Origin of the sequence: Paraburkholderia caffeinilytica, from assembly GCF_046030355.1 — a bacterium.
Classification (GTDB): Bacteria; Pseudomonadota; Gammaproteobacteria; order Burkholderiales; family Burkholderiaceae; genus Paraburkholderia; species Paraburkholderia caffeinilytica_B.
The window spans coordinates 1-19,772 of the sequence record NZ_JAQQCQ010000027.1; the positions used below are offsets into that span (position 1 = coordinate 1).

The 19,772-nt window shown below is 65.2% G+C and carries 12 protein-coding genes; 4 read left to right on the forward strand and 8 right to left on the reverse strand.

What is annotated here, in order from left to right; all coding sequences use genetic code 11:
• Positions 1-80: 80 nt before the first annotated feature.
• The 5 genes from PQQ95_RS30535 to PQQ95_RS30555 all read right to left on the reverse strand — a co-directional run bounded on the left by PQQ95_RS30535 (position 81) and on the right by PQQ95_RS30555 (position 7,935).
• A complete protein-coding gene (locus PQQ95_RS30535; RefSeq protein ID WP_408444456.1) occupies positions 81-827 on the reverse strand; it encodes an SDR family NAD(P)-dependent oxidoreductase in 747 nt (248 codons plus the stop codon).
• A 309-nt stretch (positions 828-1,136) separates the two neighbouring features.
• Positions 1,137-3,542, reverse strand: a complete 2,406-nt coding sequence (locus PQQ95_RS30540) for an efflux RND transporter permease subunit (protein ID WP_408444457.1) — start codon at positions 3,540-3,542, stop codon at positions 1,137-1,139.
• Positions 3,543-3,573: 31 nt separating this feature from the next.
• Entirely contained in the window at positions 3,574-4,671 is a 1,098-nt protein-coding gene (locus PQQ95_RS30545) for a YCF48-related protein (RefSeq protein ID WP_408444459.1), read from the reverse strand.
• A 118-nt stretch (positions 4,672-4,789) separates the two neighbouring features.
• Positions 4,790-6,163 (reverse strand): DUF1329 domain-containing protein, encoded by a 1,374-nt coding sequence (locus PQQ95_RS30550; protein WP_408444462.1) that lies wholly within the window; start codon positions 6,161-6,163, stop codon positions 4,790-4,792.
• 29 nt (positions 6,164-6,192) lie between these two features.
• Entirely contained in the window at positions 6,193-7,935 is a 1,743-nt protein-coding gene (locus PQQ95_RS30555) for a DUF1302 domain-containing protein (protein ID WP_408444465.1), read from the reverse strand.
• A gap of 443 nt (positions 7,936-8,378) precedes the next feature.
• On the opposite strand from PQQ95_RS30555, the gene PQQ95_RS30560 reads away from it, so the two are divergent.
• On the forward strand, positions 8,379-10,460 hold the full coding sequence (locus PQQ95_RS30560) for a 3-hydroxyacyl-CoA dehydrogenase NAD-binding domain-containing protein (protein WP_408444468.1): 2,082 nt from the start codon (positions 8,379-8,381) through the stop codon (positions 10,458-10,460).
• Between the two features lie 36 nt (positions 10,461-10,496).
• Positions 10,497-11,675 carry an acetyl-CoA C-acyltransferase gene (locus tag PQQ95_RS30565; RefSeq protein ID WP_408444471.1) on the forward strand — a complete coding sequence of 393 codons (1,179 nt, stop codon included), beginning with the start codon at positions 10,497-10,499 and terminating at the stop codon, positions 11,673-11,675.
• 75 nt (positions 11,676-11,750) lie between these two features.
• Here PQQ95_RS30565 and PQQ95_RS30570 read toward each other — a convergent pair whose 3' ends face one another.
• Positions 11,751-13,553, reverse strand: a complete 1,803-nt coding sequence (locus PQQ95_RS30570) for an acyl-CoA dehydrogenase (RefSeq protein ID WP_408444473.1) — start codon at positions 13,551-13,553, stop codon at positions 11,751-11,753.
• A 335-nt stretch (positions 13,554-13,888) separates the two neighbouring features.
• Between PQQ95_RS30570 and PQQ95_RS30575 the strand changes: the two genes are divergently transcribed.
• Together PQQ95_RS30575 and PQQ95_RS30580 are read left to right on the forward strand one after the other, a co-directional pair.
• Positions 13,889-14,938: an MBL fold metallo-hydrolase gene (locus PQQ95_RS30575; protein WP_408444475.1), complete on the forward strand. Its 1,050-nt coding sequence runs from the start codon at positions 13,889-13,891 to the stop codon at positions 14,936-14,938.
• Between the two features lie 248 nt (positions 14,939-15,186).
• Positions 15,187-16,758: a class I adenylate-forming enzyme family protein gene (locus tag PQQ95_RS30580; protein ID WP_408444478.1), complete on the forward strand. Its 1,572-nt coding sequence runs from the start codon at positions 15,187-15,189 to the stop codon at positions 16,756-16,758.
• 154 nt (positions 16,759-16,912) lie between these two features.
• Here the strand turns inward: PQQ95_RS30580 and PQQ95_RS30585 are convergent, their stop codons facing one another.
• Together PQQ95_RS30585 and PQQ95_RS30590 are read right to left on the reverse strand one after the other, a co-directional pair.
• The gene (locus PQQ95_RS30585) at positions 16,913-18,481 is read right to left on the reverse strand and encodes a class I adenylate-forming enzyme family protein (protein WP_408444480.1); all 1,569 of its coding nucleotides are present in this window, start codon (positions 18,479-18,481) and stop codon (positions 16,913-16,915) included.
• A 78-nt stretch (positions 18,482-18,559) separates the two neighbouring features.
• Positions 18,560-19,459 (reverse strand): SDR family oxidoreductase, encoded by a 900-nt coding sequence (locus tag PQQ95_RS30590; protein ID WP_408444483.1) that lies wholly within the window; start codon positions 19,457-19,459, stop codon positions 18,560-18,562.
• Positions 19,460-19,772: the final 313 nt, after the last annotated feature.

Below are 19,772 nucleotides of genomic sequence, written 5' to 3' on the forward strand. Positions count from 1 at the left end.
TACATTCGCATCCACGACGCGCTTGACTGCCACCAGAACCTTCACGACTTTCTCCTTGACCGCTTCATGTTGTTGAGCGCCTAGCGCGTACCGCAATCGATATCGAGCGTCATCGCGTTCAGATACGCGTTGCCGATCACATGCTGCACGAGCGCCGCGAATTCGGCCGCTTTGCCCATGCGGCGCGGGAACAGCATCTTTTCGATCAGGCCGTCCGAGACCTTCTGCGGCATCCCCATGGACATACCCGACTCGAACAGGCCAGGCGCGATGGACACAACGCGGATGCCGTATCCGGCGAGATCGCGCGCGACCGGCAGCGTCATGCCGATTACACCCGCCTTGCTCGCGCTATAGGCGGCCTGCCCCATCTGCCCCTGGCGCGCCGCGCCCGACGCTGTATTGACGATTACGCCCCGCTCGCCCGTCTCTTCGGGCTCGTTCGCGCTCATCGCGAGCGCGGCGTGACGAATCACGTTGAACGTCCCGGTCAGATTCACGCCGAGCACGCGATTCCACAACTCGGTCGGAAACAACTCGCCATTCGAGATCGTCTTGCACGGACCGAGAATGCCGGCACAATTGACCACGACATGCACCGCGCCGTATGCCGCGACCACTGCATCGACACCCGCCTTCACGCTCGACACGCTCGACACGTCGACGGCGATGCCGTCGATTCCGGCCCCGAGCGCCGCGTCGAGCTTGCCCTGGTCCAGATCGAAGCCCACCACGCGCGCGCCCGCGTCCGCCAGCGCCCGGCAGGTCGCAAGCCCGAGGCCCGATGCCGCGCCGGTCACGATGGCTACCTTGTTCTCCAGTTTCACGTCCTGTTCCTCACATCAAATGGCTCGTGCTCGCGGCCCGCTGCGGAATCGGTTGTCGATATCGACCGGCGCGGCGCGAGATTGCAGGCCATGCCGTTGCATGGAACCCCACATCCGCTGCACACGACTCGCCGCCAGAAAGCGGCACGGAATCAGAATAAGGGAATCGGCAACGAATGCCCCCCGCCCAATTTGGGGGGGCGCCGCATGCCTGCTGTCATTCGTCGGTGGAATAGAAACAGCGCCGGATGCGCCTCGCGAGGCCATGACCGGCGCCGTGTGGAGAGGCCGCGCCGCGCGCGGCACAGCTCATTTCGCCATGGCGGCCGCGCAGGTCTGTTTCGCGCTCCGGGGTTGCAGGAGGAAGTGCGAAAGCGCGGGAATGAGCACCAATGCCCCCACCATGTTCCAGACGAACATGAAGGTCAGCAGAATACCCATGTCGGCCTGGAACTTGATGGGCGACCATGCCCAGGTCACGACGGCGGCTGCGAGCGTTACGCCGATCAGTGCGATCACCTTGCCGGTGAATCCCAGCGCCTCGCGATAGGCCGCTTCGAGCGTCGCGCCCTGCCGTTGCAGCGCAAGCTGCACGCTCACCAGATAGAGCGCGTAATCCACACCAATGCCGACACCGAGCGCCGTCACCGGCAGCGTCGCCACCTTCACGCCGATGCCGAGCGTCACCATCAGCGCCTCGCAGAGAATCGACGTAATGACGAGCGGCACGACCGCCACGACCACCGCCCGCCAGTTCCTGAACGTCACGAAGCAGAGCGCGACTACCGCGGCGTAGACGAGCAGCAGCATCGAACGGTTGGCTTTTTCGACGGCGATGTTCGTCGCCGCCTCGATACCCGCACTGCCTGCCGCGGACAGGAACTGCAGCTGCGCGGTATCGTGCTGCGCGGCGAAGCCCTCGACCGCGTTCACCACCTCCTTGAGCGTCTCGGCCTTGTGGTCAGCAAGGAACGCGATCACCGGTGCGACCGACCGCGCGCCGTTCACGAGTTCCGGATTCGCGACGTAGGCGTTGTTCACCGCGTCCGTGGAAACGAACGGGTCACGGCTGATCGTCATCCAGCGCGGATCGCCTTCGAAACCGGCCGCCGTGTTGCGACGGCTCGCGCCGCTGATCGACATCGTGGTCTGCACCCCCTTTACATCGCGCAGAACCTGCTCGAGGTTGTCCATTTCCATCAGCGTCTTATAGTCGTTGACGCCGCCCGGCGGTGTCTTGACGATCACGGCAAACTGATCGGTGGACAGACCGTAGTGGCTCGTCACATACGCGTTGTCGCGGTTGTAGCGCGAATTGGCGCGCAGCTCCGGCGCCCCCGGATCGAGATCGCCGATCTTGAGATGCGCGGAGACCAGCAGGCCGCCCGCCGTCAGCGCGCCCGCCACCAATACGGCGAGGGTCGCCGGCACGCGCCGCGTGAACGGCACGAGCAGCGTGGCGAGCGGCTGCCGCTCGCCCGCGCGCAGGCTGCGCGCCGCCGCTGCGGCACTCACGCCCGTATACGAAAGCATGACGGGCAGGAACACGAGGTTCGTGAAGATCAGCACGGCCACGCCGACGCTCGCCGCCACCGCCAGCCCGCGAATCACCGGAATGTCGATCAGCATCAGCACCGCGAAGCCGACGGCATCCGCCAGCAGCGCCGTCAATCCCGCGAGAAACAGACGGCGGAACGTATAACGCGCGGCGACGTAACGATCGGTGCCGCGGCCGATGTCCTGCATGATGCCGTTCATCTTCTGCGCGCCGTGCGACACACCGATCGCGAAGATCAGGAACGGCACGAGGATCGAGTACGGATCGAGATCGACACCGAGGAGATGAACGATGCCGAGCTGCCAGACAACGGCGGCGAGCGAGCAGCCGATCACCAGCGCGGTGCTGCGCACGCAACGCGTGTAACCGTAGATGACGGCCGTCGCGATCGCACTCGCCGCGGCGAAATACAGCGCGACCTGCAGCAGCCCATGGATCAGATCGCCGACCAGTTCGGCGAAGCCGATCACATGAATGTCGATGCCGTCGTGCGCGTAGTCGTGGCGAATCTGATCGAGCGAGTCGTGCAGCGCGCGCGCGTCGAACGGCTTGCCGGTGTCCGCATAGCGATCAAGCAGCGGCACGAAAATCGTGCTCGAGCGCTGGTCGTCGCCCACGAGCGAACCCACGATGCCCGCGCGCGCCACGTTCTGGCGCAGCTTCGCCATACTCGCGGCCGAACCGTCATAGTCGTCAGGCATGACCGGGCCACCCTGAAAACCCGCCTCGGTCACCTCGGTCCAGCGCACCACCGGCATCCACAGCGACTTGACGAAGGCGCGATCGACGCCGGGCAGCAGGTAGATCCGATCGTTGATGTCACGCAGTGCTTTCAGGTACTTCGGATCGTAGATGTTGCCATTGCGGTTCTCGACGACCACGCGCACCGAATTGCCGAGCGAGCGCAGCGAGTCGACGTTCGCGAGGTAATTGCGGATGAAGGGGCTCGACTGCGGCATCATCCGCTCATAGGATGCGCTCACGTTCGACTTCATCGCCTGGAAGCCTAGCAGCGCCGTCAACACGACACACGCGGCCACGATCCATAGCCGGTTGTTGAAGATCAGCCGTTCGAGCCGCGATCCCGACTTCGTCTCGAACTCCGCTCTCGCGCGCACGACGGGCATCGCTTCGCCACGTTCAGAATGGGGATTCATATCAATACTCTTTTTGCAGGTCCAGCAATCGTTATCGCGCGGACGCGAGGCTCGCGCCGCCCAGCGAGGTCAGCACGAGCGCGTCGCCGCCCGGCGCCAGAACGCCGGTGAAAGCGGCGGGACGGCCAGTCTTCACTGGGTGGAAGGTGTCGGTGGTTTCGTCATAAAGCGTCGCCTCTCCGCTCGACGAGACGAAGACGACGGCGTGACGCGATTCGATTGGCACCGCACTCGTAACCGCACCGTGCAGCGGACTCTTCAAGGGGGCCCAGCTCGCGCCCTGATCCGTGCTGCGATAGATCGTGCCGCGCAGACCGTAGGCGAACAGCGCGCGCTCGTCGCCGGCGATGCCGAAGAAGCTTCCGCCATAGCCGGATTCGACCCGCGCAAACTTCCCGCTTGCGGGATCGAATCGGAACACCGTGCCTTTCTCGCCCGCGATGAATACGCCGCCCGCCACGCCACGCACCGCATTCAGATGCAGGAATTGCGGATTGTCGATGCGCTCGAGCATCGGCATCCAGGTCTTGCCGCCGTCGTCCGTGACGATGGCGGTCCCGAAGGGCCCGACTGCGATGCCGTGCCGGGGGTCGCTGAACCAGACGCCCAGCAGCGGCAAGGACGGCCCCGCTTTGTAGTTGAGCAGCAACTGGTCGACATACGGCTGCAAGGCTGCGTCACCGGCCGCGATTTTTGCTTTGTAGTTATTGACGAGCGAAGCCGCCGCCATGCGGCCGTCGAACTGGCGCACCCAGGTGCCGCCGCCGTCCGCGGTATGCAGGACCACGCCGTCGTGTCCGACTGCCCAGCCGTCGCGCGAGGTCGGAAAGCTCAGCGCGACGAGGTCGCTGCGAACCGGCGAGCCCACCTGCGACCAGTTTTTCCCTTCGTCATCCGAAACGACGATCAAGCCGCGCATGCCGACCGCGACAAGACGGGTTCCGGCGCGCGCGACCGTCATCAGGGGCCGCCCCGCCACTGCTGCGTGCATGATGGCGGGCGCATCCAGCGGATCGACGAAAGGGTCTTTCCGGATCACCGCCGAAGCGGGCGCGTCCGGTTCCGCGACTGCGTGCGCTGCCCAGCCGGCGGCGACCAGCGCCGAGCGCGCGGCGCTTGCATGATTCATCTGAAACCCCTTCTTCGTCTAACGTCTTGAGCCGGGCCGTCGCTCTGGATTCCGCGCCGGTTCCATGCGCATGCGTGCCGAAGCGACCCAAGCCCTGCTCTTCCTGTGCAATGCGCCTTCAGCGCAAGCCCGTGCCCGCGATGCCCGCTGGCGTGAACAGATTCGGCTTGTCGAGCTTGTCGGACACGCGCAGAAGCGGTGAACCGTTTTCCCCCGTCGTATAGGAAAGGAAGTAATTGCCCTTCTCGAGGTCGTAGAAGCCGAGCGTCACCGCGTACACGCCACCGCCGTCATAGAGCGGGAAGTGGTAGTCGAGCCCCACGCGCCACAGCTTGCCGTCGTGACCGAAGCCATCGGTCTCGACGAAGTTCCAGCTATCCTCGTCGACGTAGAAGGTGCGCTTCGAATACGCGTGACGCGCGTCCGCCTTCAGCGTGGCCTCGACAACCCACACGCGATGGCGCTCCCAGCGCACCGCGTCCGACTTGACATGCTTCGGCCCGAACACGTCGTCCACCGGCAGTTGCGAGAGACGATAGTTGTTGTACGGGACCAGCATCTCCTTCTTGCCGATGAGCTTGAAGTCGAACTTGTCCATGCGTCCGCGGAAGATGGACGCCTCGTCCCAGAACGTCACGCCGCCATAGCTCGCGGCGGGCGTGTCGTACTTGTAGTCGGGCGCCATGCGTGTGCGCCGCTGCGCCGGAAAGTACGCCCAGCTCACCTGGTCGTTGTCGGAGTAGTTGATCGAGTAGTCGACGAGCACGCTCTGGCCCGCCGCGGTCGGCGGCGTCTGAATTTGCACCCACAGACGGTCATAGGGCCAGTCGGCCTTCGTGCCCGCGTTCTTCGGGTCGTAGAACGGCCGGTATTCGACGAAGTTCAATACAGGGAGTGCCGTGCGTCCGCCCGACGTATCGACGAGATACGCGCCCACGTTGGTCGCCGAATACTCCGTGCGCTGGTAGTTCAGAAGCGCGTTCCACATCACCTCGTAGCCGCTCTTCGGAATCGGGAACGGAATGCCGCCGAACGCCCCGGCCACGCCGTCGCCCTCGACCTTCCCCACGAGATGCGCGCTCGTCGCATTCTTCACCGTGTTGTCGAGCACCCACTGCGGGTAGAACACCGAGCGGTGCGTCGGATACACGTCTACGTGATAGTCGGGAAAGCGCTTGAGCAGCGCCTGCACGCCGGGCGTCAACTGCTCCGCGTACTGGCTCATGTTCGCGGCCGTCACGCTGAAGAGCGGCTTTTCGCCCTTGAACGGATCAGGCCACTTGCCGCTGTTCGGCACATAGTCAGCCGGTGGCGTAGTCATTCCGCCCGTGTACGCCGGAATGACGCCATCGGCGCTGCCGGCTTTTTCGGCGCCGAACGCCGTCAGTGTGGTGCCGAGCTGTTTGGCCTCGTCTGCGGATACCGCTGCCCACGCGCCGGCGGCGTGCAGCGTCACGAGGCCTGCCGCGGCCAGATGAAGCAGAGTTTTCATACGTTTGTCTCCTGGATGTTTTGAATGCTTCAGAACGACGACTGCAAGGTCAGCGAGACCCACGGACGGTCGTTCAGGTCGTAAAGACCATTGCCGGCGCTGTCAAAGGGCAGACCGCTCGGCGTCGTCGACGTCCCGTTCACATGCGAGTGATAGCCGATGTACGACAGCGTGATCGTCGCGCGCTGGCGAATCAGCGCCTGCACGCCGATCGAGTACGTAAAGGAGCCCTGGGCGCCGGCCGCCGAGCCCGGATTGATCGGATTAGTGCCCCAGATGCCGCCTGTTACCGAAGTCGGCATGCTCAGGTCGACGCCGGGGAACACCTGCAGCCATTGCGGCTGGAACACGACGCCGAAGCCGACGTAGTCCTTCGTCGAGCAGCCGTTCCACTTGTTGTTGCTCGGGCATGACGCATACCCCACGCCGTTGAAGAGCTGCGCGTTCTGCGTGACGGAGAGCAGGTGGGTATAGCCAATTTCCGCCGTAAGCGCGCCCGTGTCCCAGAGCGGCGAGCGCGAGAGCGGCACGATCGCGTTCGCCACGAGGTTGATGATGTTGCCCTTCGCGCCCTCGGTCTGGGTCGCGATGGCCGGACTGAGCGCCGTATTCAGCGCGGTGTTGTGACGGTACGAAGCTTCGAAGCCGGTAGCCACGCTGCCGATCGTCGTGTCGAAGCTATAGCCCAGCAATTGCGCGCCGCGGTTGTAGGCGAGGTGGTAGTCGGTTGGCAACGCCGTCTTGAGCGCGGGAATGGTCTTCCAGTCGGCGAGTATCCAGGGCTGGCTTTCGTCGAGACGCCGGAAATAGAAACCCATCGCGCCGTCGATGAATTGCGGCGTCCAGTTGAGCTTGATGCCGAAGTTGTTGTCGACCTGCGGCGGCGTAATCGAATTGCCCTGCGGCACCTGATAGGCGAAAGGCGCGCTGCTCGGGGGCATCCCGAAGAGCGGACGCACAGCGCCCGGCAGTGCCGTGAGGAAAAGCCCGGACGGCCCTTGGGCGATGAAGTCGGCGGCCTCGATATACGTGCCGCCGGTCGGCAGACGGTTGTAAGTCCAGCCGAGCTCGTACTGGCCGGACACGGATACTTCAGGCGTCACCTGGGCGGTCAGGCTGATCTGCGGCCGCGGCAGCAACAGTTCCTTGGTCTGCGTGCCGGGCGTGTTGTACGCCTTGATGCCGTCTGTGGCGCCCTGCGCGTAGGAGATGCCCTGCGTCGGCGACAACAGCGAATTGCCCCAGTACTCAGTGAACTGACCGGCCTTCAGATAAACGGCGTGGCCCGCGACCTGCGAGTTGTAGAACGCGAAGCCGTCCAGCAGTTGCGCGCCCTGTACGTAGTAGCGGTCCGTATAGGAGCCGTAGACGCCGTTCGGATAAGCGCGGATCGACTGATAGGTAATGCCCGGCGCGTAGGTCCCTGGATTCGTGTTGTCGCCGCTGCCATAAGCGAAGTCCTTCCACGCGGAACCGGACAGCCGGATACCCACATAGCCCTGGTAGGACGCCGTGAACTCGGAGAGGATCGAGGCGCGGTTGGTGACGACGTCGCCGCCGTGGCTGAACTTGTAGTCGCCGTCGTCGAAGTTCGGGTTGTTGCCGATCATCGGGTCGACGCCCTGGGCGCGCACGCCGAGGTTGTAGCTGAAGGTGTTATCCCAGCTCACGTCCCAGTCGGGCGAACCGGTGTCGATCTTGAACGCGTAGGCATGCAACGGCATCACGGTCGCGATCAGGCCGGCCAGTACGGTGAGGCGAGGCAGGGTCATGGCCCTGCTGTTTTTGCGGCGCTTGCGATCCATCTAGTGGTCTCCTTTTGTCTTCGTCTTCATCGTCGGTGCTTTCCCTGGACGCCAGCCTCCCTTGCCATGCCCGCGTGCGAGTTCGCGGACCGCCGGCACGTATTGCGCGGCGCGGTCGATACCGGGTAGCCATGCCGTAAATTGCCAGCACTCCCCCCCCTCCCTCCCCTGTAAAAAAGGAGGGGATGGGTAAACGTTGTTGGGGTAACCAGGCAGGCCGGACCGCCTCCCTGTAAAGGGAGGGGTCAACGCGCGACGGCCGCGCCATCATGGCCGGCACTCACCCCCGAACCGGGCCAGGCGCCTGGCGCGTGCTCAAGCGCACGCACAGGTCGGAGGCAACCACCCGCACGTGGCGCGCCTCCGCGCGCAGCGCAGGCGCAACGGCTCAAGACTCAAAGGAACCCAGCATGACGGCGCAGTATCAGGCTCTCGACGGCGTAGCCGTCATCACGCTCGACCATCCCCCAGTGAACGGCCTCGGGCTCGCCACGCGCATCGGCATCATCGAAGGCATGACGCGCGCCCTAGCGGACGATGCCGTGCAGGCGATTGTGATCGCCGGTGCAGGCAACGCGTTCTCGGGCGGCGCGGACATTCGCGAATTCGGCACGCCGAAGGCCTTGCAGGAGCCGAGCCTCGCCACGGTGATCGCCACCATCGAGGCGTCGGCGAAACCCGTGGTCGCGGCAATTCACGCCACCGCGATGGGCGGCGGCCTCGAACTCGCACTCGGCTGCCACTATCGCCTCGCTTCGTCCACGGCCCAGATTGCGCTGCCGGAAGTGAATCTCGGCCTGCTGCCGGGCGCGGGCGGCACGCAGCGTCTGCCGCGCGCGATTGGCCTCGAGCCTGCCCTCAACATGATTCTCTCCGGTGCGCCGGTCAGTGCCGGCAAGTTCGCGGGCACACGGCTCTTCGACGAAATCGTCGAGGACGACGTGCTCGGCGCGGCCATTAAATTCGCGCGGGCGACCGCCACAGCCCCTTGTCCGCACCCGCGCTTGCGTGACCTTCAGGTGCGCCACGAAAACGACGAGGGTTATCTCGGCGTCGCTCGCCAGACAGTCGCCGCACGCGCGGGCCAGTATCCCGCGCCGCTGCGCTGCGTCGAGGCCGTGGCTGCTTCGCTGAAGCCGTTCGATCAGGGTCTGGCCGACGAGCGCGACCACTTCGTCTATCTGCTCGGCACGCCGGAAGCGCGCGCGCTGCGTCACGCGTTCCTCGGTGAGCGCGCCGCGAGCCGCATCCCCGACGTGCCAGCTGATACGCCGACGCGCGAGATCGCGAGCGTCGCCATCATCGGTGCGGGCACAATGGGCAGCGGGATCGCCATGAACTTCCTCGGCGCGGGCCTTCCCGTCACGCTGCTGGAAACGAAGGCCGACGCGCTGGAGCGCGGCGTCGCCACGATCCGCCGCAACTACGAGAACAGCGCGAAGAAGGGCAAGCTCGCGCAGGAAGACGTCGAGCGCCGCATGGCGCTGCTCTCGACCACGCTCTCGTATCACGACATCAAGCACGCCGACCTCGTCATCGAAGCGGCATTCGAAGACCTCGGCGTGAAAGAGACCGTATTCCGTGCGCTCGACGAAGTCATGAGGCCCGGCGCGATTCTCGCCTCGAACACGTCGACACTCGACGTCGACCGCATCGCCGCCTTCACGCGCCGTCCCGCGGACGTGATCGGCATGCACTTCTTCAGCCCCGCCAACGTGATGAAGCTGCTCGAAGTGGTGCGCGGCGCGCAGACCGGTAAGGACGTGCTCGCAACCGTCATGCAACTCGCGAAAAAGATCCGCAAGACGGCGGTGGTCTCGGGCGTGTGCGATGGCTTCATCGGCAATCGCATGATCGAGCAGTACAGCCGCCAGGCCGGCTTCCTGCTCGACGAAGGCGCACTGCCGGAACAGGTGGACCGCGCCATCGAAAAGTTCGGCTTCGCGATGGGTCCCTTCCGCATGATCGACATGGCCGGCAACGACATCAGCTGGGCGATCCGCAAGCGCCGCGCCGTCGAGCGGCCCGGGTTCAACTACTCGAAGACCGGCGACCTGCTCTGCGAGAACGGCCGCTTCGGGCAGAAAGTCGGCGCGGGCTGGTACGACTACAAGCCCGGCGACCGCAAGGCCTATCCGAACCCGTGGGTCAACGAGATGATCGTGCAGCACTCGAAAGATCTCGGCATCACACGCCGCAGGATCTCCGACGAGGAGATCGTCGAGCGGCTCGTGTTCGCGCTCGTCAACGAAGGCGCGCTGATCCTCGACGAAGGCATCGCGTCGAAGGCCTCGGACATCGACATGGTTTATCTGAGCGGCTATGGCTTTCCGCGCTTTCGCGGCGGCCCGATGCTCTACGCGGACCAGGTGGGCCTCTACAACGTCGTGCGCGCGATGCGTCGCTACGCGCACGGCTACCAGGGCCATGCGTGGGAAGTCGCGCCGCGCCTCGCGCGGCTCGCCGAAGAAGGCACCGGTTTCAACGGCTAGGCGCGCCGCACCGCACAACATCGAAGGAATGTCATCATGAATGAAGCAGTCATCGTCTCCACGGCGCGCACCGGTCTCGCGAAGAGCTGGAAAGGCGCCTTCAATATGACCCATGGCGCGACGCTCGGCGGCCACGTGGTCGAGCACGCCATCGCGCGCGCGGGCATCGAGCCCAGCGAAGTCGAGGACGTGCTGATCGGCTGCGCGAATCCGGAGGGCGCGACGGGCGGCAACATCGCACGCCAGATCGCGCTGCGCGCGGGCTGCCCCGCCACCGTGCCGGGCGCTACCGTCAACCGCTTCTGCTCGTCCGGACTCCAGACGATCGCAATGGCGGCACAACGCGTGATCGCCGGTGAGGGCGACATTTTCGTGGCGGGCGGCGTCGAGACCATCTCGTGGACGCAGCGGCAGATGAACCAGCAGTTCGCGAACGACCCGTGGCTGGTCGAGCATAAGCCCGAGATTTACTGGAGCATGCTTCAGACCGCCGAGAACGTCGCGCGCCGCTACGATATTTCGCGCGAGCGCCAGGACGAGTATGGCGCGCGCAGCCAGCAGCGCGCGGCGGCCGCACAGGCGGCGGGCCGCTTTGACAACGAGATCGTGCCGATCACCGTGCTCGCCGGCGTGAGCGATGCCGCAACAGGGCAGATCGTGACGAAACGCGTCACCATTGCCGTCGACGAAGGCATTCGCGGCGACACCACGCCCGAAGGCGTGGCGAAGATCCGCCCGGCGTTGCCAGGCGGCGTGATCACGGCGGGCAACGCGTCGCAGTTTTCGGACGGCGCATCGGCGTCAGTCGTGATGAGCGCGCGTGTTGCGGCCGCGAAAGGGCTTCAGCCGCTCGGCCGGTTCGCCGGCTTCAATGTCGTGGGCTGCGAGCCCGACGAGATGGGCATCGGCCCCGTGTTCGCGATCCCGAAGCTGCTCGACAGGGCAGGACTCAAGGTCGACGACATCGGCCTGTGGGAGCTGAACGAGGCCTTCGCGGTGCAGGTGCTCTATTGCGCGGACAAGCTCGGCATTCCGATGGACCGTCTGAACGTGAACGGCGGCGCGATTGCGGTCGGGCATCCGTTCGGCGTCTCGGGCGCGCGGCTCGTCGGGCACGCGCTGATCGAAGGCAAGCGCCGCGGCGTCAGACACGTCGTCGTGACGATGTGCATCGGCGGCGGACAGGGGGCGGCGGCCCTGTTCGAAGTGCTTTGATCGTCTGACCGCGCGAACAACCGAATGAAAACGGGGCCGCGCGGCCCCGTTTTCATTGGCGCATCCACTCGCAAATCAGAACTGTTCCTCGCTCAACGCGAATACACCTTCGCCGCCACACGCGCTGACGATCGTGGTTTCGAGGGCGCCGGCCTGCGGCAGAACATGCGTCGCGTAGTGGTGCGCGGTAGCGATCTTCGCGCCATGGAATGCCGGATCGTCCTGCATCAAACGCTGTGAGGCGATCAGCGCACGCGCCATTTGCCACCCGCCCAACACGATGCCGACAAGTTTCAGGTACGGCACGGCGCCCATATACGCAGCATTCGGATCCCGTTTGGCGTTGTCGACCATGAACGTCACCGCGTTGACAAACGACCGGTTCGCCGCCGCGAGATGCCGGTGCATCGCCTTGAACGCCGCGCTGTCCGCAAACGCCGGGCTTGCTTCCAGCGTCTGCACGACCTGGCCGATCTCGCCGATGAGCCGCTTCGCGACCACGCCGCCGTCGCGCACGGTCTTGCGGCCGATCAGGTCGTTGCCCTGGATCGCCGTCGTGCCTTCATAAATCGGCAGGATGCGCGCGTCGCGGTAGAACTGCGCGGCGCCGGTTTCCTCGATGAAACCCATGCCGCCATGGATCTGCACGCCGAGGCTCGCCACGTCCACCGACATCTCCGTGCTCCAGCCCTTCACAACCGGCACCATGAACTCGTAGAGCGCATGATGTTCGGCGCGCACAGACGCGTCGGGATGATGATGCGCGTGGTCGGCATGCGCCGCCGCGACATAGGCCACCGCGCGCGACGCCTCGATCAACGCGCGCATCGTGCCGAGCATGCGGCGCACGTCCGGGTGATGGACGATCGTCACCGAATGCTGCGCCGATCCGTCCACCGGGCGGCTCTGCACGCGCTCCTTCGCATACTCGCGCGCCTTCTGATACGCACGCTCGGCCACCGCAATACCCTGCATGCCCACGGCGAAACGCGCCGAAATCATCATGACGAACATGTACTCGAGCCCGCGATTCTCCTCGCCGATCAGTTCCCCGAGCGCGCCGCCCTCGTCGCCGTATTGCAGTACCGCGGTCGGGCTGCCCTTTAGCCCCATCTTGTGCTCGATAGAGACGCACTGCACGTCATTGCGCGCACCCGGCGAGCCGTCTTCATTGACGAGGGTCTTCGGCACGAGAAAGAGCGAGATGCCCTTCACGCCTTCGGGCGCATCGGGCGTGCGCGCGAGCACCAGATGCACGATGTTGCCGCTCATGTCGTGCTCGCCCCACGAAATGAAGATCTTCGTGCCAAATAGGCGATACGTGCCATCCGCCTGGCGTTCGGCGCGCGTGCGCAGCAAGCCGAGATCGGAGCCGGCCTGCGGCTCCGTGAGGTTCATCGTGCCGGACCATTCGCCCGAGATGAGGCGCGGCAGATAGCGCGTTTTCTGTTCGTCGCTGCCGGCCATCAGCAGCGCCTCAATCGCGCCGTCGGTGAGCGACGGGCACGTCGCGAGCGACAGGTTTGCGGCCTTCTGCATTTCGAGGCACGCCGCGCTGACTAACTTGGGCAACCCTTGGCCGCCATATTCGACTGGATGCGCGAGACCTTGCCAGCCGCCCTCGGCGAACTGGCGAAATGCTTCCCTGAAGCCCGGCGTCGCGCTGACGCGCCCTTCGCTCCATTGCGCGGGCTGCCGGTCGCCCACGACGTTCAGGGGCGCCCAGACCTGGCTGGCCAGCTTGCCGGCTTCCTCCAGCACGGATTGTGCGGTCTCCGGCGTGGCTTCTTCGAAGCCCGGCAGACCGGCCACATCGTCGAGACCCGCCAGTTCCTTCATGACGAACAACATGTCCTTGACGGGCGCGCTATAGCTCATCGTGTACTCCTGCTCAGTGTGCGCGGTCGCGGGCGGCCCGCCTGTGCAAGCGTGCGAGCCCCTTGCGCCACAAGTTTGATCCGGCGAACGTTTGCGGTTCGCGCACGCGCGTCGCCGCCGCGCGCGTATTCGCCAGACGAAGGTGAACCTCGATTTGAGCAGGCGCAGCGATGCGCCGCCCCTGTCCTGAAGACGGGGGCGCCGCGTCTGGCGGACGAGCATAAGTGCCTCTGCCCCCTCGGAATGGAGGGGGCAGAGGCAGGGCGAATCACGATATAAGTCGAATCTGCCAGCAACGTGCCGATTCGAATGACTCCAGCAAAGGGACCGCAGCAATGACTGACGCGAACCATCGGGACGCAGGTCTCGCCTATCCCTGCGGCACGCCGCCGGAACGCGGCGAAGCGCGCGAAATCACATCGGGCGTGCGCTGGATGCGCCTCGCGCTGCCCTCGACGCTCACGCACATCAACGTCTGGGCGCTCGAGGAAGCGGACGGTCACACACTGATCGACACCGGGCTCGGCAACGAGGACACCGTCGACACGTGGCGCATGCTGCTCGACGGACCGCTCGCCAAAGGCGTGACGCGCGTGCTCGTCACGCACCTGCACCCCGATCACGTGGGCATGGCCGGCTGGCTCACGCGCCGCTATGGCCGCCGCCTGTGGATGACGCGTACCGAATACCTGCAATGCCGCATGCTCGCGGGCGACACCGGCCATCCCGCGCCGGACGAAGCCATCGCGTTCTACCGCCGCGCCGGCTGGGACGATGCCACGCTCGACGCTTACTGCAAGCGCTTCGGCACCTTCGGGCGGCTCATTTTTCCGCTACCCGGCGGCTATCGGCGCATCCGCGACCGGGACATCATCGCGATCGGCGGGCACGACTGGGAGGTCGTCGTCGGTGCGGGCCACACGCCCGAGCATGCGTGCCTGTACTGCCCGGCGCTGAAGCTCTTCGTCTCGGGCGACCAGGTGCTGCCGCGCATTTCGTCCAACGTATCGGTGCTGCCGAGCGAGCCTGACGCCGATCCGCTCGCCGAGTGGCTCGCCTCGCTCGACGCCATCCGCGAACGCGTGCCCGACGACGTCCTTGTCCTGCCCGCGCACAACGAACCGTTCACCGGCCTGCACGCGCGCCTTGCACGTCTCGCGACGTCCCAGCGGCGCGCGATCGAGCGACTGCACGACGCACTGGCCGAGCCCAAACGCGCGGTCGACACATTCAGCACGCTGTTCGGCCGCACCATCGAGCCCGGCAACGCATCGACTTACGGGCTCGCCACGGGAGAAAGCATCGCCCACCTGAATTACCTCGTGATCCGCGGACTCGCGGCGGTCGACGAAAAAGACGGCGTGGCCTGGTATCGGGCCGTCTGAACGGAGCGGACCGCCGAAGCGGCCGTCACGGCTGAAGTGAGACAATGGGCCATGCGCGAGCCTGCGCCCGCCGCCCGCCACGTCCCGTTGCCCGAAGACGGCTCTTGCGCCACCGCCTGTACGACGCTGCGCCCCCCGAAAAGGAGGGAGCGACGCCCTAAGCAAATGCAGACAATCAGCTCTAGGCAGGGCTGTCCGGGTGCCGCACGCATCCGGGCAGCCCGGCGAAAAAGAACCGGAGACATGGGATGAAAATGAATTTTGCGCGGATCGTTGGCTATACCGCGCTGCAATACGCGAACAATGAGGCGCTCGTCAACATCGAACGCCAGCGGCGCTACACGTTCCACGAGCTTCATTTGTTGACCAACCGGATCGCCAACATGATGCGCGAGCGGCTGGACCTGCGCCGTGGCGACTTCTATATGTGTCTGCTCGAAAACGACAACATGTCGCTGCTGCACACGTGGACGGCGCTCAAGGGCGAGGCCGGCGCCGTGTACACCAACTTCCGCGACTCGCTCGAGGAGCACTGCTGGCAGATGGACTTCATCAAGCCAAAGGTGGTGTTCATCGAAAACACGCTGCTGGAACGTTATTTCGACCTCCTGACGCAACGCGGCATCACGGTGGTCTGCATGGACCCGCCCGCCGCGCCGCGCGACGGTCTCCACGACTTCTGGCGTCTCGTGGAAGGCAGCAGCGAGGCTAACCCCGACGTCGAGAGCGACACGTCCAATGACGTGCTCATCTACCGCTTCACCGGCGGCACGACGGGCAGGAGCAAATGCGCGCAGTACACCATCGACAACTGGATGGCCATGCGCGACGCGTCGTACTTCGAAAACGAGCAGTACTTCGACGAGCACACGCGCAATCTGCACATGGCGCCGATCAGCCACGCTTCCGGATTCAGCATCCTGTCGACGTTTTTCCGCGGCGGCTGCAACGTCACGCAGAACCTCCCGGACCTTCGCCAGTGGAGCCTCAACGTCCAGACGGAGAAGATCACCAACGCGCTGCTCGTGCCGACGCTGATCTACCGCCTGCTCGAGGTGAAGGAGATCGCCGGATACGACCTGTCTTCGCTCACGACGATCTTTTACGGCGGCTCGCCGATGAGCCCCGCGAAGCTCAAGCTCGCACAGGATCGTTTCGGCAACGTCTTCACGCAGATCTACGGCGCGACCGAGTGCCTGCAGATGGTCGGGATACTGTCGAAGGCCGACCATCTGACCGGTGTCGCGACAGGACGTCTCGCGTCGGCGGGCCAGGTCGGCACGGGTATCGAGGTCAAGGTCGTGGACGACAACGACAACGAAGTGCCGCAAGGCCAGACCGGTGAGATCTGGGTACGTTGCCGCGGCACGATCGCGGCCTACTTCAATAATCCCGAGGGCACGGCGGCGGAGTTTTCCAACGGTTTCTGGAAGTCCGGCGATCTCGGCTATCTCGACGACGCCGGCTACCTTTTCATCGTCGACCGCAAGAAGGACATGATCATCACGGGCGGTTTCAACGTCTATGCCGTGGAAGTGGAAGCGGCGTTGAGTTCACACCCGGCGGTGGAAAATGCGGCCGTGGTCGGCGTGCCGCATGTCGAGTGGGGCGAGACCGTGCACGCCGAGGTGCTCGTGCGGGCCGGCAGCGAGGTGAGCGCCGAGGAATTGATCGAGCACGTCAAGGGCCTGCTTGGCCGCTTCAAGGCACCGAAAAGCATCAGCTTCGTCGAAGCGCTGCCGTTGAGCCCGGTTGGCAAGGTGCTTCGCCGTCACGTGCGCGAGAAGTACTGGAAGGATCAGGCTCGCCGCATCGGCTAGGCGGTATGGGCGTACGGAGCGCGCGGCGCGGCCCTTCCTCTTCACCCTGCCGCGCGCCCGGCACGACACCGCCCGAACACGACACGACCGCTGAATAAAAAAACCGCTTCTACGGTCCCACCGTAGAAGCGGCTCGACGAATCCCCCGCACCCGCTACGAAACGCGCCGCAAGATACCTTTCCAGTATTTCTCCCGCACCGCGCGCCGCAGGACCTTCCCGACGGTGCTAAGCGGCAGCGACTGCACGAACGCGATCGATTTTGGCGCCTTGAAGCGGCCGAGCCGCCCTTTCACGTGCTCGATGAGCGCCTCGCCCGACACCTCGGCGCCGGCACGCAAGACGACCTCCGCGTGCACGGCCTCGCCCCATTCCTCATGCGGCACACCGACCACGGCCGCATTCTCCACCGCCGGATGCGAACTCAGCGCCGCTTCCACTTCCACGGCATAGACGTTGAAGCCGCCCGTAATGATCATGTCCTTCTTACGATCGACAATGTAGAGATACCCTTCTTCGTCGAGATGGCCGAGATCGCCCGATTTCCAGTAGCCGTCTTCGAATTCCGACGCGGTCGCGGCCGGATTGCCGAAGTAGCCGGAAATCGTCGCGCGCGAGCGCAGCCAGATTTCGCCGGTCTCGCCGGGCGCGAGTTCGTTGCCGCGCTCGTCCATGATCTTCAGGTCCATGCCCGGCGACGGGCGCCCCGCCGACGCCAGGTGGTGTTCGCCGGGCCGCCCGTGATCGGCCTTCGTGAGCGTCGAGATGGCCTGCAGGCATTCGGTCGATCCGTACTGCTGGATGAACACGTTGCCGAAGCGCGCCTTTGCGTGCGCGAGCTTTGAAGGGCTCATCGGCGAGCCGCCATAGACCAGTGTGTGCAGGCTCGAAAGATCGTGCTGCGCGGCCTCGGGCAGTTCAAGCAGACGGTAGACGAGCGTAGGCAGCAGCAGCGTGGTCGTGACGCGCTCGGCCTCGATGTTGCGGCACCATTGCCGGAGGTCAGGCAGGTTCTGCGTGATCGTGCAGCCGCCGCGAAACAGCGTCGGCAGCATCGCGAGGCCGGAGCCGTGACTGATAGGCGCCATGTGGAGATAGCGCGTTTCTTCCGAATAGACCTGCTCGAACTCCACATACAGCGAGTCGCGGCTCGCGAGCCAGTTGTCCATCGTGTACCGCGCGCACTTGCTCGTGCCCGTCGTGCCGCCCGTGAAGCGGTACACGAGCGGGTCGGAAAACGCCTCGCTCGCCACCCCCGGTTTGTCGTCGCGCACGCCGTCGAGCAGGTCCCGGAAATACGCGAGCCCCTCGCGCGGCGCGGCCGGCGGATCCATGCACACCACCTGGATGCCGCGCTCGTGCAGCCAGTCGAAATAGCGGTCGAGCAACGTGTTCTCGATGAACACTACCTTCGGCCGAATGAAATCGACCTGCCAGCGATGCTCGTCGATCGAATCGCGGAAGTTGGTCCAGGCCGCGGACGCTTCCCCCTTGAGCGCGGTCCACGCGTGCAGCAGCGACAGATTGTCGTTTTCAAGCAGGCAAAGATAAACGTCACCGCGGCGCAGGCCTAGCCGCTCGCGCATCATGTTGACGATGCGGTTGGTCAACAGATGAAGCTCGCGGAACGTATAACGCCGCTGGCGCTCGACGTTGACGAGCGCCTCGCGATCCGCGAACCGCACCGCAAGCTGTGACATGACATTGGCAAAGTCCAGTTTCACCGAATTCCTCCACCCTGAAAATGCACACGGCGTCCATGCGGGACGCCGTGTGCGAGTCTTACCGACCTATGCGAAGGTTTAGCTCGCAACGGGCGCGAGGAACACCTGCACCTGCTCCGTCACTTCCTTGTAGGCCCGTGCGGTGCTCCAGTCGGCGATCTGCGCGAAGCGCGCAGCCACGCCTTCCGGGCTCAGCTCAGCGTCCGAGAGATGGACCGGTGCGGTCTCCATGACCGTGGCGGTCGAGAACGTGCCGCCGCCCGCCGCGAGGATCACCTTCGTCGGCGCCTCTTCGCTGCACAGATACAGCACGCCCGGCGTGACGCGCTCCGGCTGGATGCGCTGCAGCGCCTCGGGGGGCAACACGTCTTCGGTCATGCGTGTCGCCGCGACCGGTGCGATCGTGTTGACCTTGATGTTGTTCTTGCGGCCTTCCACGCTCAGCACGTTCATCAGGCCGACGAGCGCCATCTTGGCCGCGCCGTAGTTCGCCTGGCCGAAGTTGCCGTAGAGACCCGCTGCCGACGTCGTCATCAGGATGCGGCCGTATTCCTGCGCGCGCATGACGTCCCACACCGCCTTCGAGCAGTTGATCGAGCCCATCAGGTGAACGTCGAGCACCAGCTTGAAGTCTTCGGGCTGCGACTTGGTGAAGCTCTTGTCGCGCAGGATGCCCGCGTTGTTCACGAGGATGTCGATGCGGCCGAACTCGGCCATCGCCTGATCGACCATTGCCTGGACCTGCGCCGCGTCGGCGACGTTCGCGCCGTTCGCGATCGCGGTGCCGCCCGCCTTGCGGATTTCGTCGACCACGGCCTGCGCGGCCGACGTCGAGCTGCCCGTACCGTCCCGGCTGCCGCCGAAATCGTTGATCACCACCTTCGCGCCGCGCGCGGCGAATGCCAGCGCATGCGCGCGGCCAAGACCCGCGCCTGCGCCGGTGACCAGCGCAACCTTTCCGTCAAAACGGATGCTCATGAAAGTCTCTCCAATGTCTCGATCAAAAGAATGAACCTGTACCGCGCCGCGCGCCGTTAGCGACATGCCGCGCCTCCTCGTCGCGCGGCACGCGCAACCAGCGTGCTCGACGAGGGCGACTTGCCCGCCGGGCGGCGCGCAACGCAGCACACCTCTGGTTGTGAACCAAGCATAGGGCACCGTCCCGGACAGCCGCCCCCTTCCAGATGGGGGGCATCCAGACCACTCCCTCACCCCCCTCCAATGTAGGGGAGCGACGCTCGCCCGCACCGTTCATAGTGAAAGCAGGCACCCGGGACCGCGTGCGCGCCAC